Raw genomic sequence first — 24,656 nt, 5'->3', positions numbered from 1 at the left:
AACAAATTCAAACTTAAATGAAGATCCCTGTGGGAGCCGGGCTTGCCCGCGATGATCGATAACGCGGTGTACCTGACGAAAACAAAATGCCCGACACTCAACAACGACTCGACAAAGCGGCCTACGACGCATGGTTCAAAGCACAAGTACAAACCAGCCTCGACGCCCCTCGCCCCAGCATTTCAGATGAAGAAGTCAAACACCTGATGGCAATCAAACGAGACAAACTGCAAAAGAGATAAGTCCGTAGGCAACGCCCTATCAACGCTTCGTCCCGGTCCTACAACCGAAGACACCTTGTCGCCTATCGCTGCCCGGCGGCTCAAACCTATAGTCGTGACTGTCGCTGCCAAATCAGCGACTCGGGCTTGGTCACCCGAATGGCTCATATCTACGCGTCCGTTGTATGCTGCCGGCACTTCAAGTGCCTGCACGCTATATGGTGGCTGTGTTTGGGACGCCCTCGGGCGTGCCGGGATGTGAGCCTCATCGGTTGACCAACCCGAACACAGTCCGCCTCCCATCGCTTGGTCACGGTGACGGCGGTTCTTCCTGATGCATTTGAGGCTAAAACCAATGAAGACATGGAATCCGCTCTCCATCGATCGTTACCTTTCACTCCAATCCAACCTCACCGACACCCCGCCCCTGATCATCGACACAGAGGCCAACCCGCAAGACATCCTCGAAGCCGCCCTCCAGCGCATCCGAGCCTCCAGTGATCTCCTCAAAACCCTGCAATCCTTTACGTTTTAACCGCTGCCATCGGGCTTGCGCCCTTCCCCACGAATCCGACGCCCAATAAGATCCTCCAAAGCCCAACCGGATGCCCCGTAATGATCCTCGCCCCCAACTTCCCCGACGACCACGCCATGCATCTGCTCATGCAGCTGCTGCACGAAGAACTCGGCCTGCCCGAACGCAAAACCATCAGTCTCACCACCTCGATCAACTTTGACCTGGGTTGCGATGGCGCTGATGCGCGGCAGCTGATGGAAGCGCTGGAGGAACAGTTCGCCATCGATTTCGTCGACTACGACGCATATCGGTATTTTCAACCGGAAGGGTTTGATGTGTTTCTCAAGCGCCGGGCGAAGGGTCGTGGCGACAAAGTGCCGCTGACTATTGGGATGCTCTACAAAGCAGTCAAGAAACAACGGTGGGATACGCAGGAAGTGGAAGGGGTCGAGGGGATCTGATCAACAGAAGTGGAATTATTCTGGCTGTTTAGCGTGTTTACTGCGGGAATATTGCCAGTTTTGCCTCAAGGGAACTGAATCAGCGCTCACAAAAAAGCCGCCCCAAAGGGCGGCTTTCTCATTGCATCAGACCAACTCTTACAACTTCGGCCCAGCAGCCTTGATCGCGTCGCTCACGTCGAACTTCTTGAAGTTCTCAACAAACAACCCGGCCAGTGCTTTAGCAGCTTCATCGTAAGCAGCCTTGTCAGCCCAGGTGTTACGTGGGTTCAGCAGGCCAGTCTCAACGCCCGGCACAGCCAATGGCACGTCAAGGTTGATGGTGTCCAGGTGCTCAGTCTCGGCACCGATCAACGCGCCGCTCTGGATAGCTGCGATCACGCCGCGGGTGGTCGGGATGTTGAAGCGTTTGCCGACGCCGTAGCCGCCGCCGGTCCAGCCGGTGTTGACCAGGTAGACCTTGGAGCCGAAGCCGCGGATGCGCTTGATCAGCAGTTCTGCGTATTCGCCAGCCGGACGCGGGAAGAACGGTGCGCCGAAGCAGGTGGAGAAGGTCGACTTGATGCCGCTGCCGGAACCCATTTCGGTCGAGCCCACCAGTGCGGTGTAGCCGGACAGGAAGTGGTAGGCCGCTTGTTCTTCATTGAGGATCGACACTGGCGGCAGCACGCCGGTCAGGTCACAGGTCAGGAAGATCACTGCGTTTGGCTCGCCGCCCAGGTTCTTCTCGGAACGTTTGGCTACGTGCTCCAGCGGGTAGGCGGCGCGGCTGTTCTGGGTCAGGCTGACATCGGTGTAGTCGGCGTGCTTGGCGTCGTCGATAACAACGTTTTCCAGGACCGCGCCGTGCTTGATGGCTTTCCAGATGACCGGCTCGTTCTTCTCGGACAGGTCGATGCACTTGGCATAGCAACCGCCTTCGATGTTGAACACCACGCCCTCGCCCCAGCCGTGTTCGTCGTCACCGATCAGGTAACGGCTTTCGTCGGCGGACAAGGTGGTCTTGCCGGTGCCGGACAGACCGAAGAACAGGGTCACGTCGCCCGCTTCGCCGATGTTGGCGGCGCAGTGCATTGGCAACACGTCGGCGGCCGGCAGCAGGAAGTTCTGCACCGAGAACATGGCTTTCTTCATCTCACCGGCGTAGCGCATGCCGGCAAGCAGCACTTTCTTCTGGGCGAAGTTGATGATCACGCAGCCGTCGGAGTTGGTGCCGTCGCGCTCTGGCACGCACTCGAAGTTGGCGACGTTCAGAACTTGCCACTCTTCACGACCGGCCGGGTTGTACTGGGCCGGGTTGATGAACAGGCAACGACCGAACAGGTTCTGCCAGGCAGTCTGGGTAGTCATTTTCACGGCCAGGTAGTGCTCTTCAGCCGAACCTACGTGCACGTGGGAAACGAAATGCTCTTGCGCGTTGTTGAACGCCTCGACGCGAGCCCACAGTGCATCGAACTTGTCGGCCGGGAACTTGCGGTTGATCGGGCCCCAGGCAATGGCGTCCTGAGTAGTCGGCTCTTCAACGATGAAACGATCGACTGGCGAACGGCCGGTACGGTGACCGGTGCGAACAACCAGCGCGCCGGTATCGGCAAGCTCGCCTTCACCGCGATTCAGGGCTTGTTTAACCAGATCATCAACACTCAGATCGGTGTACACGGCGTTATTGGCTTGCGTCATGAGGTTCCCCGTCGGCCAGTGGCCGAGTGCTCCAAACGTTTTGTAGTAGAAAGTCGTGCACTACTACCGCGAAAAAAGTGGGCCGGATTATGCCAGAAAAGCCCAAAAAGTGTAGGGCCCTCCCGTCAGAACGGCGTTATTCCGGCGCAAAGCAGTGAATTTACCTGCGCTGAAGCGTTTTAGTGACGGGTATCTGACGGCGTATCAACCCCTGCTCCGGCGAATAATTGAGTGATATCGGCCGCGTCGAACAGGTAGCGCTCGTTGCAAAACTGGCAATCGACCTCGATGCTGCCGCCATGCTCGACGACCAGCTGCTGCGCATCTTCCAGTCCCAGACTGACCAGCGCATTGCCCGAGCGTTCCCGGGAGCAACTGCAATGGAAGCGCAGTTTCTGCACATCGAACAGACGCACCTGCTCTTCGTGGTAGAGGCGATGGAGCACGGTTTCGTTGTCCAGGCTCAGCAATTCGTCGGCGGTCAGGGTGCTGGCCAGGGCGGTGATGTGCTGCCAACTGGCGGCGCGATCTTCTTCATCTTTCAGACGGTCGGCAGGCAATTGCTGCAACAGCAGGCCACGGGCACGACGGCCGTCGGCGTACAGCTTGAAGCGGGTGCCAACCTGCTGCGACATGACGAAATAGTTGGTGAAGCAATCGGACAGGGTTTCACCGTCGAGATCGACGATACCCTGATAGCGCTGGCCTTGAGTCGGGTCGACAGTCAGCGCCAACACGCCATTGGGCATCAGGTCGGCGAGCGTCGCATCGGGCGCGATCTGCTCGGCGTCGTAGCGGGCCAGGCCGCGAATTTCGCGCTCGCTGGAGCACTCGATCATCAGCATCGGCACCGGGCCTTCGGAACGGGCCTGAAGAATCAGCAAGCCATCGAACTTCAAGGTGCCTACCAGCAACGCTGCAGCCGCCATCAGCTCGCCCAGCAATTGCGCGACCGGCTCCGGATAGGTGTGTTTGGCGAGGACTTCGGCATAGCTACGCTCCAATGCCACCAGTTCGCCGCGGGTGTCGCTGTCATCGAAGATGAAGCGTTGGGTGTAGTCGGTATCCGGTAGATCGGTCATAGGTCTGGGTATCTGAAATGGTGACAAAAAAGGTTACAAAAAATGAAACACGCCGTAGCAGCACTTTTGGGGGTGAGCTTAGCCATAGCGGCATTTTATGAACAATTCGGGGTTGTTCCAAGCAAGGTCAAACCTCGGTTTTCGACGAGCGGTGCTTTCACCTGCGAAATGCGCCGTTGGCGAATATCCCCCATATGGCTGCACAGGCAGGCGATTACAAGTCTGCGCCCGACGGCCGTCACTACTCGTCGTTGCTGCTGCCGCGAAACTTGAACAAATCCCGGCGCTGTTTCTTGCTCGGTTTGCCGTCGGTGCTCACGCCCAACGCCCCGGCCTTGCGCATGGCCGCCGCCGCTTCGCGCTTGGCAACGCTGGCTTCGGTTTCGGCATACAGGGCCTGGGCTTCCGGCGCGCCACGGCGCACGATCGACAACGCCTGGACCACCACCGTGCGCTCCTCGAAGCCGGTGCGAATCTGAAACTCGTCGCCGATCCTCGGCTCCTTGCCTGGCTTGCAGCGCTCGCCCCGGCAATGCACCTTGCCGCTTTCAATCGCGGCCTTGGCCAAGGCACGTGTTTTATAAAAACGCGCGGCCCACAACCATTTATCGAGACGGACCTTGTCGTCCTCTTCGCTTTTTTGTGCCATTGGATGTCCTCATTCTGAAATATCGATGAACTGTACTACCGTTTCTGTCGTGCCATGAATCACAACGCTGTGGATTAGAATGCAGGCATTCCCCCCTGTTTGAGGGATGAAAATCCGGGCCGTAGATATCTGTCGCCTTTTACCCATTATTCTGCGTGAATACCGCGAATTCGGCCGCACACGGCCTGAGCGGTTTTTGCCGGTTGAGCACTTTTGAAGACATTTGACCATTTGACCGTTGTCGGTCTGCGCGAGTGGGTGGCGCTCCCGGATTTGGGAGTCGCGGGCCTTCGGGCAAAAATCGACACCGGCGCCAGTACCTCCAGCCTGCATGCCACCGACATCGAGCCGTTCGAGCGCGACGGCGAACAGTGGGTGCGCTTCACCGCGCACCTGGGCACGGTGGTGCAATTGCGGCACCGGCGCTGCGAAGCACCGCTGGTGACGATGAAAACCATTAAAAGCTCCAACGGCCACGCGCAGATGCGCTATGTGGTCAGCACCACCCTGGCCCTCGGTGATCGGGTCTGGCGGGTCGAGTTCACCCTCGCCTGCCGCAAGTCCATGCGTTATCGCCTGTTACTCGGTTCCAAAGCCCTGATCGACGGCCAGTTGGTGGTCAATCCGGGCATCAAATATGTACAAGACAAGCCGGTGTTCCCGGTATCTACCCTCTCCACAGGTGTTGCATGAAGATCGCTGTGCTGTCGCGGAACCCGCGTCTGTATTCCACCCGTCGTCTGGTCGAAGCCGGTGTAGAGCGTGGCCATGAAATGGTGGTGATCGACACCCTGCGCGCCTACATGAACATTGCCAGCCACAAGCCGCAAATCCACTACCGTGGCAAACCGCTGGAGGGTTTCGATGCGGTGATCCCGCGGATCGGCGCATCGGTCACGTTTTATGGCTGCGCGGTGCTGCGCCAGTTCGAAATGATGGGGGTGTTTCCGCTCAACGAGTCGGTGGCCATCGCCCGTTCCCGAGACAAACTGCGTTCCCTGCAATTGCTGTCGCGCCGGGGGATTGGTTTGCCGGTCACCGGTTTTGCGCACTCCCCGGATGACATTCCCGACTTGATCGAGATGGTCAACGGCGCACCGCTGGTGATCAAAGTGCTGGAAGGCACCCAGGGCATCGGCGTGGTGCTGTGTGAAACGGCGACGGCGGCGGAGTCGGTGATCGAGGCCTTCATGGGCTTGAAGCAGAACATCATGGTTCAGGAGTACATCAAGGAAGCCGGCGGCGCGGACATTCGCTGCTTCGTGGTCGGTGACAAGGTGATCGCGGCGATGAAGCGCCAGGCCAAGCCGGGGGAGTTTCGCTCCAACCTGCATCGCGGCGGTAGCGCGAGCCTGATCAAGATCACCCCGGAAGAGCGCATGACCGCGTTGCGTGCAGCGAAAGTCATGGGTTTGGCAGTGGCGGGTGTGGATATCCTGCGTTCCAATCACGGCCCGTTGGTGATGGAAGTGAACTCGTCGCCGGGTCTGGAAGGGATTGAAACCACCACCGGGAAGAACGTGGCGGGGATCATCATTGAGCATCTGGAGAAGAATGGCGGGCCAAATATGACGCGGACCAAAGGTAAAGGGTGAAGCTTACTCAGGCCCTGCGGCGAGGGAGCTTGCTCCCGCTGAACCGGGCTGGTGGTCCAGGCCGAAGGACTCCCGAAACCGGCAACCGTGGTTTTTCATTGAAATACGGTTGCCTGATTTCACGGTCGCTGCGCAACCGAGCGGGAGCAAGCTCCCTCGCCACAGAGGTTGTGTACGACGCTTAAACCGCATCCCGCGGCAACATCAACCCAAGTGGCAACCGAACCCGCGCTTCCAGCCCACCACCGGAGCGGTTGCGCAGCTCGACATTCCCGCCATGCATCGAGGCGATCCGTTTCACGATCGCCAGCCCCAACCCCGTCCCCTTTCCGCCCCGGGCCCGATCGCCACGGGTGAACGGGTTGAAAATCGCTTCCAGCTCCGACGGATCAATCCCCGCGCCACGGTCCATGACACTCAGCACCACATACGGCGCGCTGGTATCCCCGGACACATAAGCCGCCACTTCCACTCCACTGCCAGCGTGATGCAGCGCATTGCCGATCAGGTTGTTCAGCAGCCGCTTCATCGACACCCGACGCAACGGGAACGGCTGGATCGGCTCCAGGCGCAAGTGCACTTTTTCTTCGTTCTGGTTGTACGGTGCGGCGACTTCGCGAACCAGATCGCTCAGGTCCACTTCTTCCACCAACTCGTCACGACCGTCGCGAATGAAGGCCAGGAACTGGTCAAGAATCGCGTCCATGTCTTCGATGTCGCGGATCATGTCGTCCGTCAGGTCGCTGTGATCGCCCATCAGTTCCAGGGACAGCCGCAAACGGGTCAGCGGCGTGCGCAGGTCGTGAGACACCCCGGCCAGCATCAGCTCGCGCTCACGCCCCGCCTGTTCGACGTCTTCGGCCATCTGATTGAAGGCGCGATAGACCTCGGTCATTTCACTCGGCGTGTCGCTGATCGGCAGACGCACGCTGCGGCCCTGACCGAGTTGCCGCGCGGCATAGACCAGACGTTTCAACGGTTGATTGAGCTGGCTGACGAAAATCCACGCCGAAGCAGTCGACAACAAGCCGATGGCGAGGAACCAGCCGAGCACGTTCCAGATTTTCTGGCCGCGCAACGGATGCGGATACAGCGGCACTTTCAGCCAGCCATCGCCCAGGCTGGGCGCCCGGACCCACAGCGCCGGTGGCGAGTGCATGCGTAATCGTACTTCGGTGTCGGCACCCAGTTCGGCCTGCATCTGTCGCTGGTAGATCTCGCTGTACGGCCAGTGCTGCTCGCCTTCGGGCACACCGGCCCCTACCACCCGGATCAGGGTCGCGGCATCGGCAATCTTCGCGCGGTTCTCTTCATCGGCGGCCCAATAGGCGCGCAGCGTCAGGGCGACGCCGTGGCTGTATTGGCGATCCACCAGCACGTCTTCGTTCATCAACAGATAAACCAGGGTCAGCGCCTTGGAGAACAGGACGACGATCAGCACCAGCCACAGGGTGCGGGAGAAGAAGCTCTGGGGGAACCAAACAGGGGTTTTCATGGGTAACCGCTACACACTTGCAGGAGCGAGCGATGCTCGCATATTGCGGATCGCGAGTCTGCGGGAAAGGTCATCCGACCCGTTGCCCGCAGGACCCGCTCCTACAAATCACCGATCACTTCGTGGCGGCGCCATCCGGAACGAACACGTAGCCCACGCCCCAGACGGTCTGGATGTAGCGCGGTTTGGACGGATCGGGCTCGATCATCCGGCGCAGACGGGATATCTGCACGTCGATGGAACGCTCCAGGGCATCCCACTCGCGGCCACGGGCCAGGTTCATCAGCTTGTCGCGGGTCAGCGGTTGACGGGCGTTCATGACCAGCGCCTTGAGCACCGCGAACTCACCAGTGGTGAGCATGTGCACTTTGTCGCCACGCTTGAGTTCGCGGGTGGCCAGGGACAGCTCGTAGTCACCGAAGGTCACGCTTTCGTCTTCGCTGCCCGGCGCACCCGGCACCGGTGCTGCCTGGCGCCGCAGCACCGCTTTGACCCGGGCCATCAGCTCGTCCGGGTTGAACGGCTTGGCCAGGTAATCGTCGGCGCCCAGTTCCAGGCCCTTGATGCGGCTCAGCTCGTCGCCCTTGGCGGTGAGCATGATGATTGGAATCTGATTGTTCGCCGTGCGCAGGCGGCGGCAGGCGGTCAGGCCGTCTTCGCCGGGCAGCATCAGGTCGAGGACGACCAGGTTGAACACTTCACGCGCCAGCAGGCGGTCCATTTGTTCAGTGTTCGGGACGGCGCGGGCACGGTAGCCCTTGCTGACGAAAAAGCGTTCCAGCAGGCTGCTCAGCCCTGGATCGTCGTCAACGATAAGAATTTTTTCGCCTTCAGCAGTTTGTGCAGTGCTGCTCATTGGATGCTCCTTTGATCTCGGCGCGCATTATGGCGTAGCTGCCGTTATACGCACCGTGTGCATTGTTAGCAGATTTTTCCTTCACCGCCAGAAAACCAGTCTTTTCGCCTACAGCCTGCAATGCCCCCGAATGACAGAACGCTGGTTATAATGCGCGGCCTTTTGTGTCAGGCAACGTCTGATCGTTATTGCCGGTAACCACTTTTTATTTTCATGGCGCTGGCAGTAATTGTTCGATTTCACGGGTCAACGGCAATGCCTGTTGATCCAGGTAGCGGCGCTCGCCAGGCCGCTCAACCAGACTCGCGAAGGCCCTATTTCCGCGCCTGCGAGCCTGCTTTCACAATTTGTCAGGTGGTTTTATGGACAGCATCAACAGCCGCATCGCCGAGGAACTCGGCGTCCGCCCACAACAGGTCGAAGCGGCCGTCGCGCTACTCGATGAAGGCTCCACGGTGCCCTTCATCGCCCGCTACCGGAAAGAAGTGACCGGCAGCCTCGATGACACGCAACTGCGTCATCTGGAAGAGCGTCTGCGCTACCTGCGAGAACTCGACGAACGGCGTATCAGCATCCTCGCCAGCATCGAGGAGCAAGGCAAGCTGACCCCTGCACTTGAGCGCGACATCAAGCTCGCCGACACCAAGACCCGCCTCGAAGACTTGTACCTGCCGTACAAGCAGAAGCGCCGCACCAAGGGCCAGATCGCCCTGGAAGCCGGCCTCGGCGAACTGGCCGACGGCCTGTTCAACGATCCAACCCTGAACCCGGAAACCGAAGCGGCGCGCTTCATCGACGCCGAAAAAGGCGTGGCCGATGTGAAGGCCGCCCTCGAAGGCGCCAAGTACATCCTCATGGAGCGCTTCGCCGAAGACGCCGGTCTGCTGGACAAGCTGCGCAATTACCTCAAGCAGGAAGCCACCCTCAGTGCCCGCGTGATCGCCGGCAAGGAAGAGGAAGGCGCCAAGTTCCGCGACTACTTCGAACACGACGAACCGCTGAAAAGCATGCCGTCCCACCGCGCACTGGCGATTTTCCGTGGCCGCAACGAAGGCATTCTCAGCTCCGCGCTGAAAGTCGGTGACGAACTGCCGGGCACCATGCACCCGTGCGAAGGCATGATCGGCCAGCAATTCGGCATCCAGAACCAGAACCGCGCCGCCGACAAATGGCTGGGCGAAGTGGTGCGCTGGACCTGGAAGGTCAAGCTCTACACCCACCTGGAAACCGATCTGCTGGGCGAGCTGCGCGACGGCGCGGAAACCGAAGCGATCAACGTGTTCGCCCACAACCTGCACGACCTGCTGCTGGCCGCGCCGGCCGGCCCGCGTGCCACCCTGGGCCTCGATCCGGGCCTGCGCACCGGCTGCAAGGTCGCCGTGGTCGACGCCACCGGCAAGCTGCTGGACCACGCCACGGTTTACCCGCACGTGCCGCACAACAAGTGGGACCAGACCCTCGCCGTGCTCGCCGCCCTGTGCGCCAAGCATTCGGTGGACCTGATCGCCATCGGCAACGGCACCGCCAGCCGCGAAACCGACAAGCTGGCGGCTGAACTGATCAAAAAATACCCAGCCATGAAGATGACCAAAGTCATGGTCTCCGAGGCCGGTGCATCGGTGTACTCGGCTTCGGAACTGGCTTCCAAGGAATTCCCGGACCTGGACGTGTCGATCCGTGGCGCGGTGTCCATCGCTCGTCGCTTGCAGGACCCGCTGGCCGAGCTGGTGAAAATCGATCCGAAATCCATCGGCGTTGGCCAATACCAGCACGACGTGTCGCAGCTGAAACTGGCGCGCGGCCTGGACGCAGTGGTCGAAGACTGCGTGAACGCCGTGGGCGTGGACGTGAATACCGCCTCCGTGGCGCTGCTGGCGCGCATCTCCGGCCTCAACGCGACCCTGGCGCAGAACATTGTTGCCCACCGTGACGAACACGGCGCGTTCAAAACCCGTGCGGCATTGAAGAAAGTCGCCCGACTGGGTGAAAAAACCTTCGAACAGGCCGCCGGCTTCCTGCGCGTAATGAATGGCGACAACCCGCTGGATTCGTCGGCGGTTCACCCGGAAGCCTATCCGCTGGTGCAGCGCATTGCCGCTGAAACCGACCGCGACATTCGCTCGCTGATCGGCGACGCCGCGTTCCTCAAGCGCCTGGACCCGAAGAAGTACACCGACGAAACGTTCGGCCTGCCGACGGTCACCGACATTCTGCAAGAGCTGGAAAAACCTGGCCGCGACCCGCGTCCCGAGTTCAAGACCGCCGAGTTCCAGGACGGCGTCGAAGACCTCAAGGACCTGCAACTGGGCATGATCCTCGAAGGCGTGGTCACCAACGTGACCAACTTCGGTGCCTTCGTCGACATCGGCGTGCATCAGGACGGTCTGGTGCACATTTCCGCGCTGTCGGAGAAGTTCATCAAGGATCCACGCGAAGCGGTGAAGGCCGGTGATGTGGTCAAGGTGAAGGTCATGGAAGTCGATATCCCGCGCAAACGCGTCGGCCTGTCGATGCGCATGAGCGACACCCCGGGCGAGAAGATCGACGGTGCCCGTGGTGCACGTCCGGGGTCGGCTCCGCGCCAGTCCCAGAACACCGCGCCGCGCAAGGAAACCCCGGCAGCGGCCCCGACCAACAACGCCATGGCGTCGCTGTTCGCCAACGCCAAGCAGTTGAAGAAACGTTGATGGAGATCCCGGCCGGCTTGACCGAAAGCGCGTTTTTCAAGCTGCTGGGGTGTCGCTTGCACAGCCTGGACACCGGGGTGGCGCAAGTCGCCCTGGCGCTGGAGCCACAGTTGCGCAATCGCGGCGGCAAGCTGCACGGCGGGGCTTTGTTCAGTCTGGTGGACATTGCCATGGGGCTGGCCTGCTCCAGCACCCACGGTTTTGACCAGCAAAGCGCGACCATCGAGTGCAAGATCAACTACATCCGCGCTGTCGCCGACGGTGAAGTGATGTGCACGGCCAGGGTGATCCACCCGGGCCGTCGCACGCTTGTCGTCGAGGCCGATGTGATGCAAGGCGACAAACTGGTCGCAAAAGCACAAGGCACGTTCGCTGTCCTGTAGCCCCCAATCATCAATTTGAGTTAATTTCGGCGCTGTGACTACAGCGTCGGAGTTTCCTTCGCTCGTGTCTGCCAGATTCAAGGATTGAAGTTGGCCTTTCAATACGGGCCTGTATGGCTCAAGAACCAGGCGAAAACGCCAGTTTCAACTTCACCCTTGTAGACCGTCTTGCCCACCCCCATATTGGGGCGACTGACGCGTGAAGGAATCCAACTTGAGCGAACTTCTCAACCGCCGCCTGGCTCTGCTCGGCGAGCGCGCTAACCTCTCTCTGCTCGAACAGTGCCTTCACGGCATCGAACGTGAATGCCTGCGCGTGACAGGCGAAGGGCGCCTGGCGCAAACGCCGCACCCCGAAGCATTGGGTTCCGCGCTGACCAACGAACAAATCACCACTGACTACTCCGAGTCGCTGCTGGAGTTCATCACGCCGGCCCTGCCAGACCCGGCGGATACGCTGGCGAGCCTGGACAAGATTCACCGGTTTGCCTACAGCAAACTCGGCGACGAGTACCTGTGGAGTCCATCGATGCCGTGCCCGTTGCCGGCCGAGGAAGACATCCCGATCGCCTATTACGGCACCTCCAACATCGGTCAGCTCAAGTACGTCTATCGCAAGGGCCTGGCCCTGCGTTACGGCAAAACCATGCAGTGCATCGCCGGGATCCACTACAACTTTTCCCTGCCGGAAAAGCTCTGGCCGCTGCTCAAAGAGGCCGAAGGCTTTGTCGGCACCGACCGCGATTATCAGTCGTCAGCCTACATCGCGCTGATCCGCAACTTCCGTCGCTACAGCTGGCTGCTGATGTACCTGTTCGGCGCCTCGCCGGCGCTGGACGCCGGTTTCCTGCGCGGTCGCTCGCATCAACTGGAACAACTGGATCCGGACACCTTGTACCTGCCGTACGCCACCAGCCTGCGCATGAGCGATCTGGGTTACCAGAGCAACGCCCAGGCCGGCCTGACGCCGTGCTACAACGACCTGACCAGCTACACCGACAGCCTGCGCAAAGCGGTGGCTACGCCGTATCCAGCGTACGTCGAGGTGGGTACGCACAAGGACGGTGAATGGGTTCAGCTCAACACCAACATCCTGCAGATCGAAAACGAGTACTACTCCAACATCCGCCCCAAGCGCGTGACCTACACCGGCGAACGGCCGATTCAGGCGCTGGTGGCCCGTGGCATCCAGTACGTCGAAGTCCGCTGCCTGGACATCAACCCGTTCCTGCCGATGGGCATCGACCTCACCGAATCACGGTTCCTCGACGCATTCCTGCTGTACTGCGCGCTGAACGACAGCCCGCTGCTGACCAGTACCAGCTGCGGTAACGCAACGTCGAACTTCCTCAGCGTGGTCAAGGAAGGTCGTCGTCCGGGCCTGCAGCTGCAACGCGACGGGCAAGCGGTGGACATGAAGGAATGGGCGGGCGAATTGCTGGAGAAGATTGCACCACTGGCGGCGCTGCTGGATCAGAGCCATGGCGGCGATGCCCACAGCAAGGCGCTGGACGCCCAAATGGCCAAGGTCCAGGACTCGTCCCTGACGCCATCGGCCCAGGTGCTGGCAGCGATGGCCGAGCACAAGGAAAGCTTCGCCCAGTTCTCCTTGCGCCAAAGCCAGGCGCATGCGGAGTTTTTCCGCAGCGAGCCGCTTTCAGGCGAAGAACAGGCCAGGTTTGAAGAGTTGGCGCGTTCGTCGTTGGCTCAACAGGCTGAACTTGAACAGAACGAAGTCGGCGATTTCGATGTGTTTGTCGGGTCGTATCAGGCGAGCATTCTGGCGATCAGCAACTAAACTGCCAGAGCAGGTCCCCCTGTGGCGAGGGGGCTTGCCCCCGTTGGACTGCACAGCAGTCCCAAAAACGACACGCGCAATATTTCGGATAAATCGAGTCGCCTGCATCACGACTGCTGCGCAGCCGAACGGGGCAGTGGCGGCGTTCCGACAAGCCCCCTCGCCACAACAGTCTCCCTTAGAATTTTCCGCTCATATGCTAATTCTAAAAAGTTATTTATTTTAAGTTTCTTATATCATTTAGTCTCTTTTTCACGCCGACTCCCGGTCGTCTGAAAAGGAGCTTCCCCATGAAACTGATTTCCCCCCTTCGCCTCCTGGTGGCCGCGTCGCTGGCTGCGGCGAGTTTCCTGGCTCAGGCGGCAGACGTGACCGTCGCCTACCAGACCACCGTTGACCCGGCCAAAGTCGCCCAAGCCGACGGCGCCTACGAAAAAGCCACCAAAGCCAGTATCGACTGGCGCAAATTCGATAGCGGCGCCGACATCATCGCCGCCATCGCTTCCGGTGATGTGCAGATCGGCTATCTCGGCTCCAGCCCCCTGACGGCGGCAATCACCCGCAAAGTCCCGGTGGAAACCTTCCTCATCGCCACCCAGATCGGCGCCGCCGAAGCCTTGGTCGCGCGCGACGGGTCCGGGATCAAGACCCCGCAAGACCTGATCGGCAAGAAAGTCGCCGTACCGTTCGTCTCCACCGGCCACTACAGCCTGCTTGCAGCGCTGAAACACTGGAACATCGACCCGTCGAAAGTCACCGTGCTCAACCTCGCGCCGCCAGCGATCATCGCGGCATGGAAACGCGGTGACATCGACGCCACCTACGTGTGGGACCCGGCGCTCGGTGTGGCCAAGGAAAACGGCAAAGTGCTGATCACTTCCGGCGAACTGGCCAAGTTCGGCGCGCCGACCTTCGATGCCTGGATCGTGCGCAAGGACTTCGCCGAGAAGCATCCGGAGATCGTCACCGCATTCGCCAAAGTGACCCTCGATGCCTACGCCGACTACCGCAAGGATCCGCAAGCCTGGCTGGCCAACCAAAGCAACGTCGACAAACTGGTGAAACTCTCCGGTGCCAAGGCCAGCGATATTCCGCTGCTGCTGCAAGGCAACGTGTATCCGCTGGCGGCTGATCAGGTGATCACCCTCGGCGCGCCGACCACCAAGGCCATTACCGACACCGCGGCGTTCCTCAAGGAACAGGGCAAGGTCGAGGCCGTGCTGCCGGACTACGCGCCGTACGTCAGCGCCAAGTACATCACCAACTGATCGGGAGTTAACCGCGATGGCTTTGCTACAGCTGGAGCGCATCAGCGCACAGTACCCCGGTGCAGCGGAACCTGTGCTGGCGGATATTTCCCTGAGCCTTGGGCCCCGGCAGTTGCTGGTCGCCCTCGGCCCTTCCGGCAGTGGCAAGACTTCGCTGTTGAACCTGATTGCCGGTTTCGTCGAGCCCAGCGCCGGGCGCATCACCCTTGACGGCGTGCCGGTCAAAGGCCCGAGCGCCGAGCGCGGCGTGGTGTTTCAGGACGACGCCCTGCTGCCTTGGCAGGACGTGCTGGCCAACGTCGGCTTCGGCCTGGAACTGGCCGGCGCCGCGCGGGAAAAACGTGAACAGCGCGCCCGGGAAATGCTCGCGCTGGTAGACCTTTCCGGTTTCGAAAACCGCCGCATCTGGCAACTCTCGGGCGGGCAGAAACAACGTGTCGGCCTGGCCCGCGCCCTCGCCGCCGACCCTCGGGTGTTGCTGATGGACGAACCCTTCGGCGCCCTGGATGCCTTCACCCGCGAACAGATGCAGGAGCTGCTGCTGCAAGTCTGGCAACGCACCGCCAAACCGGTGTTCCTGATTACCCACGATATTGAAGAAGCGGTGTTCCTCGCCACCGACCTGATTCTGCTGGCGCCGAATCCCGGGCAAATCGTCGAGCGCCTGAGCCTGGATTTTGGCCAACGTTACGCCGCAGGTGAATCGGCGCGCTCGATCAAGTCCGACCCGCGTTTTATCGAAACCCGCGAACACGTGCTCGCCAAAGTGTTCTCCCAACGCAGTGCCGTCCAGCGGCAGGAGCACGCATGAGCAGCTATGGAATTCCCGCCGCAACGGTAAAACCCGGTTCAAAGGTGAAGGGCTCGGCGGTGATCGCGCTACGCCGCCGTATCAGCACCCGCTGGATCAGCGTGCTGACACTGATCGCGCTGTTGGCGATCTGGTGGGCCGTCACCGCCACCGGTTTGATCGAACCACTGTTCCTGCCGCCCCCCTCCGCCGTGCTGCAAAAAGGCTGGTTGCTGGTGACCAGCGGTTACATGGATTCGACCTTGTGGCAGCACTTGGGCGCGAGCCTCAGCCGCATCGGTTTGGGCCTGGGCTTCGCAGTGCTGACCGCGGTGCCGATCGGCATTGCCATCGGCCACAACCGCATTGCTCGCGGCATTCTCGATCCGCTGATCGAGTTTTACCGCCCGATTCCGCCCCTGGCCTATTTGCCGCTGATCGTGATCTGGTGCGGCATCGGTGAGCTATCGAAAGTGTTGCTGATCTACCTGGCGATCTTCGCCCCGATTGCCATCGCCACCGCCACCGGCGTGCGCACCGTCGACCCGGCGAAATTGCGCGCTGCACAGTCGTTGGGTGCGACTCGGGCGCAGTTGATTCGCCATGTGATTCTGCCCAGTGCCTTGCCGGACATTTTGACCGGTGTGCGCATTGGCTTGGGGGTGGGTTGGTCGACGCTGGTGGCTGCCGAGTTGATCGCTGCCACCAGCGGTTTGGGCTTCATGGTGCAGTCGGCGGCGCAGTTCCTGGTCACTGATGTGGTGGTGTTGGGGATTCTGGTGATCGCGCTGATCGCCTTCGCCATGGAGATGGGCCTGCGCGCCCTGCAACGCAAACTGGTGCCGTGGCATGGCCAGGCTCACTGAATATTCATGTGTCGACACCCTGGATTGAAGAGAACCGCCATGAGTAACTTGACCATCGTCCCCCTCAGCTGCGCCCTCGGCGCGCAAATCAGCGGCGTCGACATCAGCCAGCCGCTGAACGTGGAACAACGCGACGCCATCGAACAGGCGCTGCTCAAGTATCAGGTGCTGTTCTTCCGTAACCAGCCGATCGAGCCACAGCAACAGGCGCGATTCGCCGCTTATTTCGGCGACCTGCATATTCATCCGATCTACCCGAACGTGCCGGAACAACCGGAAGTGCTGATCCTCGACACCGCCATCACCGACGTGCGGGACAACGCGATCTGGCACACCGATGTGACGTTCCTGCCGACTCCGGCGATGGGTGCGGTGCTCAGCGCCAAGTTGCTGCCGGAGTTTGGTGGCGACACCCTGTGGGCCAGCGGCATTGCGGCGTATGAAGCGTTGTCCGCGCCGATGAAAACCTTGCTCGAAGGGCTGACCGCCACTCACGATTTCACCCGTTCGTTTCCACTGGAGCGCTATGGCAACACGCCGGAAGCCTTGGCCCAGTGGGAAGAAGCCCGGCGCAAGAACCCGCCGCTGTCACACCCGGTGATTCGTACGCACCCGGTGAGCGGGCGCCGGTCGTTATTCGTCAATGAGGGCTTCACATCGAAGATCAACGAACTGTCGGAAACCGAGAGCGAAGCGCTCCTGAAGTTTTTGTTCGCCCACGCCACACGGCCGGACTTCACCATTCGCTGGCGCTGGCAGAAAGACGACATCGCGTTCTGGGACAACCGCGTGACCCAGCATTACGCGGTGGATGATTACCGCCCGGCACGGCGGGTGATGCAGCGAGCGACGGTGTTGGGGGATGTGCCGTTTTTTCGCTGATCCGCCAGTTCCTGATCGTTCCCACGCTGCGTGGGAACGAGTAGTACTCAGTTACTCAGCCATCGAAGGCTTCTCCCACAAATTGATCCCGCCCTCCTGGGCAAATCGATCAATCTCCGCCAGTTCTTCCACGCTAAAACTCAGGTTCTTCAGCGCACCGACGTTCTCGATGATCTGCTCCGGCCGGCTCGCGCCGATCAGCGCCGAGGTCACCCGTGGATCGCGCAGGGTCCAGGCCAACGCCAGTTGCGCCAGGCTCTGACCACGACGCTTGGCGATTTCATTGAGCGCCCGCACTTGGGCGATGTTGGCTTCGGACAGGTGAGAGGACTGCAATGAATCACCGCCCGGGCGATTGACCCGCGCATCCTTCGGAATGCCATTGAGGTATTTGTCGGTCAACAGGCCCTGCGCCAACGGCGTGAAGGCGATCACGCCGGTACCGAGTTCGTCGGTGACATCCAGCAGGTCCTTTTCCACCCAGCGATTGAGCAGGTTGTAGGCCGGCTGGTGGATCAGCAGCGGAACTTTCCACTCCTTGAGCAACGCGGCCATTTCCCGGGTTTTCACCCCGGAGTAAGACGAGATGCCAATGTACAATGCCTTGCCCTGTTGCACGGCCGTGGCCAGTGCGCTGGCAGTTTCTTCCAGCGGGGTGTCCGGGTCAAAACGGTGGGAATAGAAGATGTCCACGTAATCGAGGCCCAGGCGTTGCAGGCTCTGATCGAGACTGGCCAGCACATACTTGCGCGACCCGCCGCCCTGGCCATAAGGGCCGGGCCACATGTCCCAACCGGCCTTGCTGGAGATGATTAGCTCATCGCGGTACTGCTTGAAGTCTTCGCGCAGCAAACGACCGAAATTGATCTCGGCGCTGCCGTACGGCGGGCCATAGTTGTTGGCCAGGTCGAAGTGGTTGATGCCCAGATCGAACGCCGTGCGCAGCAGCGAGCGCTGGGTGTCGATCGGCGTGCTGTCGCCGAAGTTGTGCCACAGGCCCAGCGACAGTGCCGGCAGCACCAGCCCGCTGCGGCCTACGCGGCGGTAAGGGATAGAGTCGTAGCGGTTCTCGGCAGCGGTGTAGGTCATCGAATCCTCTCTTGTGGGTCTTGAATGGGGTATCGACTGCTTTGCAAGCTGCCCAGCATACGCCCAGACAAACGCCAGGAAACCCCGGATTCGACTAATTGCTGAAACGTTTCATAGATTATGAAAAACTGAGTTCCCCCATAGAGTCGATATCCACGCCCAACACTTACGCCGACAACTCACGTAGCGCGGCAGCCGCCAAAAAGCCAGACCTTGAGCTATATCGCTGATCTCGTCTGACCGTCTGATCGATACGCTCAAGCAACTGCTCAGGAAGCGTGGCATTGAAGCGCACCGACTTGCCGAAATAGGGTGTGATATCGAATTCGACCACACCCCACACACCGCCAGCGTAATCAGGGTTATCAAGATGAGCGTCAATTTCACGCACCTGCGGAAGTGGATCACCATCGGCGACCAGACCTTCATAGTGCAAAGCCAACGCTTCTTTCACGTTTTCAAATGCCTGCGCCACTGTAGCGCCTGCGGAGAAGCATCCCGGCACGTCCGGGATAATCACTCCGTATTCTGAGTCGGCATCCTTGTGCAGAACGACCGGGAATTTCATTTCGATGAGTCCTTCCTGTGATGTGGCCCCTTCGAGGCTTTCGTTTCCGATGTCGGGCCTCATTTCAGACCCGCCTGTTTCAATATGCTGTTGATCGTGCCTTTTGGAAGATCCGAATCAGGGTGTTTTATCGTCACCCTGCCTGACTTACACGGGTGCTTGTACTGATGATGGCTACCTTTCACGGCCACCAGATACCAACCATCCTCCTCGATCATCCTGATCATTTCCCGACTTCGCATCACCTTCGTCCTTGTGGGCAGCATCTGCTGAGCACATTACGCGATGATCACACCTTCAATACACACGATACACACTCTGATAAATATTAGCCGAACACAAGCAGGCCAGATTGCTCGCAGACCATCGGTTACCGGGCACCCGCAAACACCTCCCCCAACCAATCCACAAACACTCGAACCCGTGGCGACATGTGTCGGTTATGCGGATACAACACCGAAACCGGCATCGATGGCGGCGGTGTGTCGGTGAGGATTTCCTGCACCAACCCTTGGCCAATCTGCGTTTCCATTCGGTAATGCGGGCACTGAATCAGCCCCAATCCGGCAATTGCCGAGGCCGCATAAATCTCCGCGCCGAACACCGACAACGCGCCATCGATGGCCACTTCTTTCAGCTCGCCATCCACCATGAACTCGAATGGAAACAGCTTGGCCGTGGTGCGCGAAACGTAGTTCACCGCGCGGTGGTTTTTCAGGTCTTCGAGGCTTTTCGGTTCGCCGTATTTACGCAGGTAAGCCGGGCTGGCGCAGGTGATCTGGCGCAGGTTGGCGACACGTTTACCGATCAGCGCCGAATCGCCCAAGGTGCCGGCGCGCAACACGCAATCAACGCCTTCGGCGATCAGGTCGACGAAGCGGTCGGCTTCGCTGATGGACAGTTCGATGTCCGGGTAGCGCGCCATGAATTGCGGCAACGCCGGGATTACAAAGTGTTTGGCCAACGTGCCATGCAGATCCACCCGTAATCGGCCTTTCGGCGCAACGCCGCGAAATGCCAGTTCGGCTTCTTCCAGTTCTGCCAACAACTGCACGCAACGCAAGTAGTACGCCTCGCCATCCAGCGTAGGACGGACCTTGCGCGTGCTGCGCTCCAGTAAACGGGTGCCGAGCCAGGCTTCGAACTGATTCAGCGTATGGGTCAGGGTGGCACGCGGCAGGTTCAGGTCATCGGCCGCGAGCGTGAAGCTGCTGCGCTCGTAGATCCGCACGAAAACCTTCATCGCCTTGACTTGATCCATACGGCGCTCCTGACGATCGATTGTTGGCGATTATTGAACAGTAAAGGCAACTCTCGTGCATTTATCGCCCTGAGTAAACATGTGAATCTGGCTCCACACACCAGCCACTCCAAGGAATCAACGCCATGACTACTCAAACTTCGAAAGTTGCCATCGTGACCGGCGCCTCCCGCGGCATTGGTGCCGTGATCGCCCAGCAACTGGCCGCCCAGGGTTTCGCCGTCGCCATCAACTACGCTAACAGCGCCACCGAGGCGTCGGCACTGGTGGTAAAACTGCGTCAGGCCGGTCACCGGGCCATAGCGATCAAGGCTGATGTGGCCAACGCCGACGATGTACGCCGGCTGTTCGACGAAGCCGAAACCCAACTGGGCAAGGTCGACGTGCTGGTCAATAACGCCGGCATCCTCAAAGTGCTGCCGCTGGCGCAACACAGCGACGAACTGTTCGACCAGAACTTCAACATCCACGCTCGCGGCACTTTCAACACTCTGCGTGAAGCGGCAACGCGCCTGAACAGTGGTGGCCGGATCATCAACTTCTCCAGCAGCACCGTCGGCATGAACCTGCCGGGCTATGCGGTGTACATCGCCAGCAAAGCGGCAGTGGAATCCCTGACCCAAGTGTTCGCCAAGGAAATGCGCGGTCGCAACATCACCGTCAACGCCGTGGCCCCGGGCCCGGTCGCCACCGACCTGTTCCTGCACGGCAAGAGCGAAGAACAGATCCAGACCTTCGCCAAGATGCCACCGCTGGAACGCCTGGCTCAGCCAGAAGACATCTCCCGCGTCGTGTCCTTCCTGGTCGGCCCGGATTCGGCCTGGGTCAACGGGCAAATCCTGCGCGTTAACGGCGGGTTGGTTTAACTATGCTCGATGTATTGGGCCGTAAGGCAGCACACATCTGAAGGACGGAACGCATCATGCACACCACGATCATCATCTTCTTCGGCCTGATCCTGCTGGCACTGATGCTGTTCATCGGCGAGAAAATCGGTTTCTCTCGTCAGACCCTGGCCTACAGCTTTGTCGTGCTGTGGCTGGCGTTGACCTTGATCAACGGCGCAGTCGGAATGGTCAACGCTGGCCAACCGTTGAGCGCGGAACTGGTGGTGGGCAGCGCGGTGTTCGGCGTACCGGTGGCGGCACTGGTGCTGTTCATGGTGTTGAGCAGCGAGACCTGAGCGCCACCGGTCGATCAACGCACCAAATGCAAAAACTGCATGTGCCGTTCGTACTGGTCGAGGATGTCGTTGATCACCTGATCCTTGGTGTAACCCACCAGATCGTAGTCCTGACTGCCCTCGCGCAAATGCACTTCGGCACGGTGGTAGCGACGGTTGTTGAGTTGCTTGGAACCCATGCCGCCACGGGCGAAGGACGGTGTGAAGTAGCCGCGCATTTGCACCTGATAGATGAACGGATGCAGTTCGCCGTGACCGATTTCCAGGCTAACGTTGTCGTTGGCCGGATCGGGCTGAGTGACCACATGCAACCCCTTCTCGACAAACACGGCGGTCACTTCCTCAATGGCCGGGCGCACCGTTGTATCAAGGAAGCGATAGACCTCATCCCGAGACGGAAAATGCACCGCCTGACTCAAGCGCTGACGCCATCCACCGCGTCGCGAACCGGCCACCGGCGCGAGGGAATGCAATTGCGCGATCTGCTTCTGCGACTCCAGATAAAACGCCTTGTGCAGGCCCCACATCATCAGCAGCAAAATCATCGAGAACGGTAACGAGGTCAGCACCACCGCCGACTTCAAGGCATCGATGCTGCCGGAGAACAGCAGTGCGCTGGTCACCAGTGCCGTCATCGCGCCCCAGAACACTCGCAGCCATTTCGGCCCGTCCTCATCGGGATTGCCACCCTTGGCGGACAAGGTCGACAACACCACGGTGCCGGAGTCGGCGGAGGTGACGAAGAACACAAAGCTGATGAACACCGTGACCGCGATCACGGTTTTGCTCCACGGGTAGGTCTCCAGCAACAGGTAAAGCGTCATCGACGGGTTGTCGATGGCCGACATGCCGAGCGCGCTCATGCCGTGATTGAGAACTTGATCGATGGCGCTGTTGCCGAAGATCGACATCCACGCCAGGGTGAAACCGAGCGGGATCAACAGCACGCCGAAGACGAATTCGCGGATGGTCCGGCCACGGGAAATCCGCGCGATGAACAGGCCCACGAACGGCGACCATGCAATCCACCAGGCCCAGTAGAACACCGTCCAGCCGCCCAGCCAGTCGCTGGGTTTGTCATAGGCGTAGAGGTCGAAACTCTTCATCGGCAAGGCGCCGAGGTAATCGCCGAGGTTCTGGATAAGGGTATTGAGCAAGTGCTGGGTGGGGCCGGCGAACAACACGAACAGCAGCAGCGCACAGGCCAGCAGCATGTTGATGTCGGACATCACCCGCACGCCTTTGTCGACGCCGGACACCGCGACGATGATCGCCGCGCCCATCATCAGCGTGATCAGGCCGACCTGAATCCACTGGGTGTGGGCGATGCCGAACAGGTAGTCCAGGCCGGAGTTGAGGTGCAATACGCCAAAGCCCATGTCGGCACCGAGGCCGAACACCGTGGCGATGATGCCGAAGCCGTCCACCGCGTAACCGATGGGCCCGTTGATGCGCTTGCCGATCAGCGGGTACAGCGCCGAACGCAGGGCCAGCGGCAGGTTATGCCGATAGGCGAAATAGGCCAGCGCCATGCCGACGAAGGCGAACACGCCCCAGCCGTGCAGGCCCCAGTGCAGAAACAGAATCTGCATCGCCTGACGCGCCGCCTCCGCCGTACCGGCCTCGCCTTGCGGTGGTTGCACCAAATGCGTAAGTGGTTCGGACACGCAAAAGAAAAACAGCGTGATGCTGATCCCGGCGGCGAACAGCATGCCGGCCCAGGACAAGTAACTGAATTCGGGCTCGTCGTGGTCGGCACCGAGCTTGATCTTGCCGTAGCCGGACAAGGCGGTGACCACCACGAAGACCAGATACAGCGTCATCGCGAGCATGTAGTACCAGCCGACCGTATTGGCCGCCCAGTTTTGCGCTTGCAACAGCCAGGCACCGGCCTGTTCGGGGATCGCCATGACCACGACGGCGAACAACAAAATGAAGGTCGCCGCGAAATAAAACACCGGCGGATTCATGCGGACCTGGCCGCTTGCGGGGATGGACGATGCACTCACGAAAGGTGCACCTCGAGGGGGAAAAACGTGGCTGTAAAAATCGGACTCAGCAAAGGCAAGCCTCCTGTTGTGAGCGGGCGGCGAACCACCGGTTTAACTTGAATGAACGTTCAAGTTAAACATGAATAGGGTGCTAAGGACTAATCGCAGGGCTCGGCGGTAGCTCGTCTCACCCTGGTTGAAGGAAGGATTGTGGCGAGGGGGCTTGCCCCCGTTGGGCCACGCAGTGGCCCCAAAAATCGCGACCGCCTCTATGTGGATCGCGATCGTTCCCACGCTCTGCGTGGGAATGCAGCCCGTGACGCTCTGCGTCACATCAAGAGCGGACGCGGAGCGTCCAGTGAGGCATTCCCACGCGGAGCGTGGGAATGCTCAGGTGAGGGACTTACTTCTGCGTCCCATCATCATGCTGCAGATTCGCCTGGGTCAGGTTGCACCCCGCTGGCACGCTGCGGGTCAGCCAGACGTTGCCACCAATTGTCGAGCCCTTGCCGATGGTGATCCGTCCCAGAATCGTCGCGCCGGCATAGATCACCACGTCGTCCTCGACGATCGGATGCCGCGGATGGCCCTTCTGCAACTGGCCGTCTTCGTCCGCCGGGAAGCGCTTGGCGCCCAACGTCACGGCCTGATAAATCCGCACCCGCTCACCAATGATCGCGGTTTCGCCGATCACCACACCCGTACCGTGGTCGATGAAGAAACTGCGACCGATCTGCGCGCCAGGATGGATGTCGATACCGGTGGCCGAGTGGGCGATTTCCGCGCTGATCCGCGCCAGCAACGGCAACCCGGCGCGGTACAAATGGTGGGCCAGGCGATGGTGAATCACCGCCAGGATTCCCGGGTAGCACAGCAACACTTCATCGACACTGCGAGCCGCCGGATCGCCGTGATAGGCCGCCAGCACGTCGGTGTCCAACAGGCTGCGCAATTCCGGCAGAGCGAGGGCGAAGTCCTGAATGATCCGGATGGCCTTGGCTTCGACTTCAGAATCGACCCCGGCACTGTGGCGAGCGACGTAACGCAATTCGAGCCGCGCCTGAGCCAGCAATGCATTCAACGCCACGTCGAGCGTGTGGCCGACGTAGAAGTCCTCACTCTCCTCGCGCAAATCCACCGGCCCCAGACGCATCGGAAACAACGCACCGCACAAGGCTTCGAGAATGTCCGCCATGGCCGCTCGGGACGGCAACTCGCGACCGCCCTGCTCGGTGCTGGCGCGGCCGTTTTGTGCGCGCCATTGGTCGCGCGCCGTACGCAGTTGGCTGACGATGGTCTGCAATTGCCAATGGCTGGAACGCTCGCTCACGGTA

At 60.3% G+C, this 24,656-nt stretch carries 25 protein-coding genes; 14 read left to right on the top strand and 11 right to left on the bottom strand.

The genetic code is table 11. The annotated features are described in order from the left end of the window. The first annotated feature begins 86 nt into the window (after positions 1-86). The 3 genes from AC1DQM_RS19620 (at position 87) to AC1DQM_RS19610 (ending at position 1,199) form a co-directional block, all read left to right on the top strand. Positions 87-242: an antitoxin PaaA2 family protein gene (locus AC1DQM_RS19620; RefSeq protein ID WP_168206150.1), complete on the top strand. Its 156-nt coding sequence runs from the start codon at positions 87-89 to the stop codon at positions 240-242. Positions 243-576: 334 nt separating this feature from the next. After that, positions 577-756 (top strand): hypothetical protein, encoded by a 180-nt coding sequence (locus tag AC1DQM_RS19615; RefSeq protein ID WP_477746836.1) that lies wholly within the window; start codon positions 577-579, stop codon positions 754-756. Between the two features lie 80 nt (positions 757-836). Next, positions 837-1,199 carry a DUF1493 family protein gene (locus AC1DQM_RS19610; RefSeq protein ID WP_086944160.1) on the top strand — a complete coding sequence of 121 codons (363 nt, stop codon included), beginning with the start codon at positions 837-839 and terminating at the stop codon, positions 1,197-1,199. A gap of 138 nt (positions 1,200-1,337) precedes the next feature. On the opposite strand, the gene AC1DQM_RS19605 is transcribed toward AC1DQM_RS19610, so the two are convergent. The 3 genes from AC1DQM_RS19605 to AC1DQM_RS19595 all read right to left on the bottom strand — a co-directional run bounded on the left by AC1DQM_RS19605 (position 1,338) and on the right by AC1DQM_RS19595 (position 4,610). Next, on the bottom strand, positions 1,338-2,879 hold the full coding sequence (locus AC1DQM_RS19605) for a phosphoenolpyruvate carboxykinase (RefSeq protein WP_018929314.1): 1,542 nt from the start codon (positions 2,877-2,879) through the stop codon (positions 1,338-1,340). A gap of 179 nt (positions 2,880-3,058) precedes the next feature. Then, on the bottom strand, positions 3,059-3,961 hold the full coding sequence (gene hslO, locus AC1DQM_RS19600; protein ID WP_018929315.1) for an Hsp33 family molecular chaperone HslO: 903 nt from the start codon (positions 3,959-3,961) through the stop codon (positions 3,059-3,061). Between the two features lie 241 nt (positions 3,962-4,202). After that, a complete protein-coding gene (locus AC1DQM_RS19595; RefSeq protein ID WP_064615830.1) occupies positions 4,203-4,610 on the bottom strand; it encodes an RNA-binding S4 domain-containing protein in 408 nt (135 codons plus the stop codon). Positions 4,611-4,823: 213 nt separating this feature from the next. Between AC1DQM_RS19595 and rimB the strand changes: the two genes are divergently transcribed. Together rimB and rimK are read left to right on the top strand one after the other, a co-directional pair. Then, positions 4,824-5,303, top strand: coding sequence for a retropepsin-like aspartic endopeptidase RimB (gene rimB, locus AC1DQM_RS19590; protein WP_018929317.1), 480 nt, complete (start codon positions 4,824-4,826; stop codon positions 5,301-5,303). Then, positions 5,300-6,205 carry a 30S ribosomal protein S6--L-glutamate ligase gene (rimK, locus tag AC1DQM_RS19585; RefSeq protein WP_018929318.1) on the top strand — a complete coding sequence of 302 codons (906 nt, stop codon included), beginning with the start codon at positions 5,300-5,302 and terminating at the stop codon, positions 6,203-6,205. The genes rimB and rimK overlap by 4 nt, the downstream gene beginning before the upstream one ends. A gap of 181 nt (positions 6,206-6,386) precedes the next feature. On the opposite strand, the gene AC1DQM_RS19580 is transcribed toward rimK, so the two are convergent. Together AC1DQM_RS19580 and ompR are read right to left on the bottom strand one after the other, a co-directional pair. Next, positions 6,387-7,700: an ATP-binding protein gene (locus tag AC1DQM_RS19580; protein ID WP_007939543.1), complete on the bottom strand. Its 1,314-nt coding sequence runs from the start codon at positions 7,698-7,700 to the stop codon at positions 6,387-6,389. Between the two features lie 115 nt (positions 7,701-7,815). Next, the gene (gene ompR, locus AC1DQM_RS19575; protein ID WP_007939544.1) at positions 7,816-8,556 is read right to left on the bottom strand and encodes an osmolarity response regulator transcription factor OmpR; all 741 of its coding nucleotides are present in this window, start codon (positions 8,554-8,556) and stop codon (positions 7,816-7,818) included. 362 nt (positions 8,557-8,918) lie between these two features. On the opposite strand from ompR, the gene AC1DQM_RS19570 reads away from it, so the two are divergent. The 7 genes from AC1DQM_RS19570 to tauD all read left to right on the top strand — a co-directional run bounded on the left by AC1DQM_RS19570 (position 8,919) and on the right by tauD (position 17,230). Next, positions 8,919-11,243 carry a Tex family protein gene (locus AC1DQM_RS19570; RefSeq protein WP_018929319.1) on the top strand — a complete coding sequence of 775 codons (2,325 nt, stop codon included), beginning with the start codon at positions 8,919-8,921 and terminating at the stop codon, positions 11,241-11,243. After that, the gene (locus AC1DQM_RS19565) at positions 11,243-11,626 is read left to right on the top strand and encodes a PaaI family thioesterase (protein ID WP_018929320.1); all 384 of its coding nucleotides are present in this window, start codon (positions 11,243-11,245) and stop codon (positions 11,624-11,626) included. Before AC1DQM_RS19570 ends, AC1DQM_RS19565 begins: the two co-directional genes overlap by 1 nt. Before the next feature lie 214 nt (positions 11,627-11,840). Next, positions 11,841-13,424, top strand: a complete 1,584-nt coding sequence (gshA, locus tag AC1DQM_RS19560; protein ID WP_064615825.1) for a glutamate--cysteine ligase — start codon at positions 11,841-11,843, stop codon at positions 13,422-13,424. Between the two features lie 290 nt (positions 13,425-13,714). Continuing rightward, the gene (gene tauA, locus AC1DQM_RS19555; RefSeq protein WP_018929322.1) at positions 13,715-14,692 is read left to right on the top strand and encodes a taurine ABC transporter substrate-binding protein; all 978 of its coding nucleotides are present in this window, start codon (positions 13,715-13,717) and stop codon (positions 14,690-14,692) included. Between the two features lie 16 nt (positions 14,693-14,708). Further along, positions 14,709-15,503 carry a taurine ABC transporter ATP-binding subunit gene (gene tauB / locus AC1DQM_RS19550; RefSeq protein ID WP_018929323.1) on the top strand — a complete coding sequence of 265 codons (795 nt, stop codon included), beginning with the start codon at positions 14,709-14,711 and terminating at the stop codon, positions 15,501-15,503. After that, positions 15,500-16,348, top strand: a complete 849-nt coding sequence (gene tauC / locus AC1DQM_RS19545) for a taurine ABC transporter permease TauC (protein WP_018929324.1) — start codon at positions 15,500-15,502, stop codon at positions 16,346-16,348. The genes tauB and tauC overlap by 4 nt, the downstream gene beginning before the upstream one ends. Before the next feature lie 39 nt (positions 16,349-16,387). Then, positions 16,388-17,230: a taurine dioxygenase gene (tauD, locus tag AC1DQM_RS19540; protein ID WP_019581737.1), complete on the top strand. Its 843-nt coding sequence runs from the start codon at positions 16,388-16,390 to the stop codon at positions 17,228-17,230. Between the two features lie 51 nt (positions 17,231-17,281). Here tauD and mgrA read toward each other — a convergent pair whose 3' ends face one another. The 4 genes from mgrA to AC1DQM_RS19520 all read right to left on the bottom strand — a co-directional run bounded on the left by mgrA (position 17,282) and on the right by AC1DQM_RS19520 (position 20,148). Continuing rightward, positions 17,282-18,319: an L-glyceraldehyde 3-phosphate reductase gene (gene mgrA / locus AC1DQM_RS19535; RefSeq protein WP_018929326.1), complete on the bottom strand. Its 1,038-nt coding sequence runs from the start codon at positions 18,317-18,319 to the stop codon at positions 17,282-17,284. Positions 18,320-18,485: 166 nt separating this feature from the next. Next, positions 18,486-18,950 carry a type II toxin-antitoxin system HicB family antitoxin gene (locus AC1DQM_RS19530; RefSeq protein ID WP_008005174.1) on the bottom strand — a complete coding sequence of 155 codons (465 nt, stop codon included), beginning with the start codon at positions 18,948-18,950 and terminating at the stop codon, positions 18,486-18,488. Next, positions 18,947-19,129: a type II toxin-antitoxin system HicA family toxin gene (locus AC1DQM_RS19525; RefSeq protein WP_018929327.1), complete on the bottom strand. Its 183-nt coding sequence runs from the start codon at positions 19,127-19,129 to the stop codon at positions 18,947-18,949. The genes AC1DQM_RS19530 and AC1DQM_RS19525 overlap by 4 nt, the downstream gene beginning before the upstream one ends. A gap of 128 nt (positions 19,130-19,257) precedes the next feature. Further along, positions 19,258-20,148, bottom strand: coding sequence for a LysR family transcriptional regulator (locus AC1DQM_RS19520; RefSeq protein ID WP_477746717.1), 891 nt, complete (start codon positions 20,146-20,148; stop codon positions 19,258-19,260). 125 nt (positions 20,149-20,273) lie between these two features. Here AC1DQM_RS19520 and AC1DQM_RS19515 point away from each other — a divergent pair, with 125 nt between their 5' ends. Further along, complete coding sequence (locus AC1DQM_RS19515; protein ID WP_086944166.1) at positions 20,274-21,014, top strand: SDR family oxidoreductase; 741 nt, start codon at positions 20,274-20,276, stop codon at positions 21,012-21,014. A 56-nt stretch (positions 21,015-21,070) separates the two neighbouring features. Next, positions 21,071-21,331 carry a hypothetical protein gene (locus AC1DQM_RS19510; RefSeq protein WP_018929330.1) on the top strand — a complete coding sequence of 87 codons (261 nt, stop codon included), beginning with the start codon at positions 21,071-21,073 and terminating at the stop codon, positions 21,329-21,331. A gap of 14 nt (positions 21,332-21,345) precedes the next feature. Here the strand turns inward: AC1DQM_RS19510 and betT are convergent, their stop codons facing one another. Both betT and epsC read right to left on the bottom strand, forming a co-directional pair. After that, positions 21,346-23,301 (bottom strand): choline transporter BetT, encoded by a 1,956-nt coding sequence (gene betT / locus AC1DQM_RS19505; protein ID WP_018929331.1) that lies wholly within the window; start codon positions 23,299-23,301, stop codon positions 21,346-21,348. A gap of 424 nt (positions 23,302-23,725) precedes the next feature. Beyond that, positions 23,726-24,652, bottom strand: a complete 927-nt coding sequence (gene epsC / locus AC1DQM_RS19500) for a serine O-acetyltransferase EpsC (RefSeq protein WP_018929332.1) — start codon at positions 24,650-24,652, stop codon at positions 23,726-23,728. Positions 24,653-24,656: the final 4 nt, after the last annotated feature.

The organism is Pseudomonas sp. 01L34, from assembly GCF_056400265.1.
The sequence above is the reverse complement of the archived record's forward strand: the minus strand, read 5'-3'. Positions and strand labels throughout refer to the sequence as shown.

Coding starts and splice junctions, on each gene's coding strand:
- AC1DQM_RS19580 (WP_007939543.1), bottom strand. CDS start 7,700: ATGAAAACCCCTGTTTGGTTCCCCCAGAGCTTCTTCTCCCGCACCCTG.
- ompR (WP_007939544.1), bottom strand. CDS start 8,556: ATGAGCAGCACTGCACAAACTGCTGAAGGCGAAAAAATTCTTATCGTT.
- AC1DQM_RS19610 (WP_086944160.1), top strand. CDS start 837: ATGATCCTCGCCCCCAACTTCCCCGACGACCACGCCATGCATCTGCTC.
- betT (WP_018929331.1), bottom strand. CDS start 23,301: ATGAATCCGCCGGTGTTTTATTTCGCGGCGACCTTCATTTTGTTGTTC.
- rimK (WP_018929318.1), top strand. CDS start 5,300: ATGAAGATCGCTGTGCTGTCGCGGAACCCGCGTCTGTATTCCACCCGT.
- AC1DQM_RS19510 (WP_018929330.1), top strand. CDS start 21,071: ATGCACACCACGATCATCATCTTCTTCGGCCTGATCCTGCTGGCACTG.
- AC1DQM_RS19595 (WP_064615830.1), bottom strand. CDS start 4,610: ATGGCACAAAAAAGCGAAGAGGACGACAAGGTCCGTCTCGATAAATGG.
- AC1DQM_RS19570 (WP_018929319.1), top strand. CDS start 8,919: ATGGACAGCATCAACAGCCGCATCGCCGAGGAACTCGGCGTCCGCCCA.
- AC1DQM_RS19605 (WP_018929314.1), bottom strand. CDS start 2,879: ATGACGCAAGCCAATAACGCCGTGTACACCGATCTGAGTGTTGATGAT.
- AC1DQM_RS19620 (WP_168206150.1), top strand. CDS start 87: ATGCCCGACACTCAACAACGACTCGACAAAGCGGCCTACGACGCATGG.
- tauB (WP_018929323.1), top strand. CDS start 14,709: ATGGCTTTGCTACAGCTGGAGCGCATCAGCGCACAGTACCCCGGTGCA.
- AC1DQM_RS19530 (WP_008005174.1), bottom strand. CDS start 18,950: ATGAGGCCCGACATCGGAAACGAAAGCCTCGAAGGGGCCACATCACAG.
- tauD (WP_019581737.1), top strand. CDS start 16,388: ATGAGTAACTTGACCATCGTCCCCCTCAGCTGCGCCCTCGGCGCGCAA.
- AC1DQM_RS19525 (WP_018929327.1), bottom strand. CDS start 19,129: ATGCGAAGTCGGGAAATGATCAGGATGATCGAGGAGGATGGTTGGTAT.
- mgrA (WP_018929326.1), bottom strand. CDS start 18,319: ATGACCTACACCGCTGCCGAGAACCGCTACGACTCTATCCCTTACCGC.
- AC1DQM_RS19565 (WP_018929320.1), top strand. CDS start 11,243: ATGGAGATCCCGGCCGGCTTGACCGAAAGCGCGTTTTTCAAGCTGCTG.
- AC1DQM_RS19515 (WP_086944166.1), top strand. CDS start 20,274: ATGACTACTCAAACTTCGAAAGTTGCCATCGTGACCGGCGCCTCCCGC.
- AC1DQM_RS19615 (WP_477746836.1), top strand. CDS start 577: ATGAAGACATGGAATCCGCTCTCCATCGATCGTTACCTTTCACTCCAA.
- hslO (WP_018929315.1), bottom strand. CDS start 3,961: ATGACCGATCTACCGGATACCGACTACACCCAACGCTTCATCTTCGAT.
- tauC (WP_018929324.1), top strand. CDS start 15,500: ATGAGCAGCTATGGAATTCCCGCCGCAACGGTAAAACCCGGTTCAAAG.
- tauA (WP_018929322.1), top strand. CDS start 13,715: ATGAAACTGATTTCCCCCCTTCGCCTCCTGGTGGCCGCGTCGCTGGCT.
- AC1DQM_RS19520 (WP_477746717.1), bottom strand. CDS start 20,148: ATGGATCAAGTCAAGGCGATGAAGGTTTTCGTGCGGATCTACGAGCGC.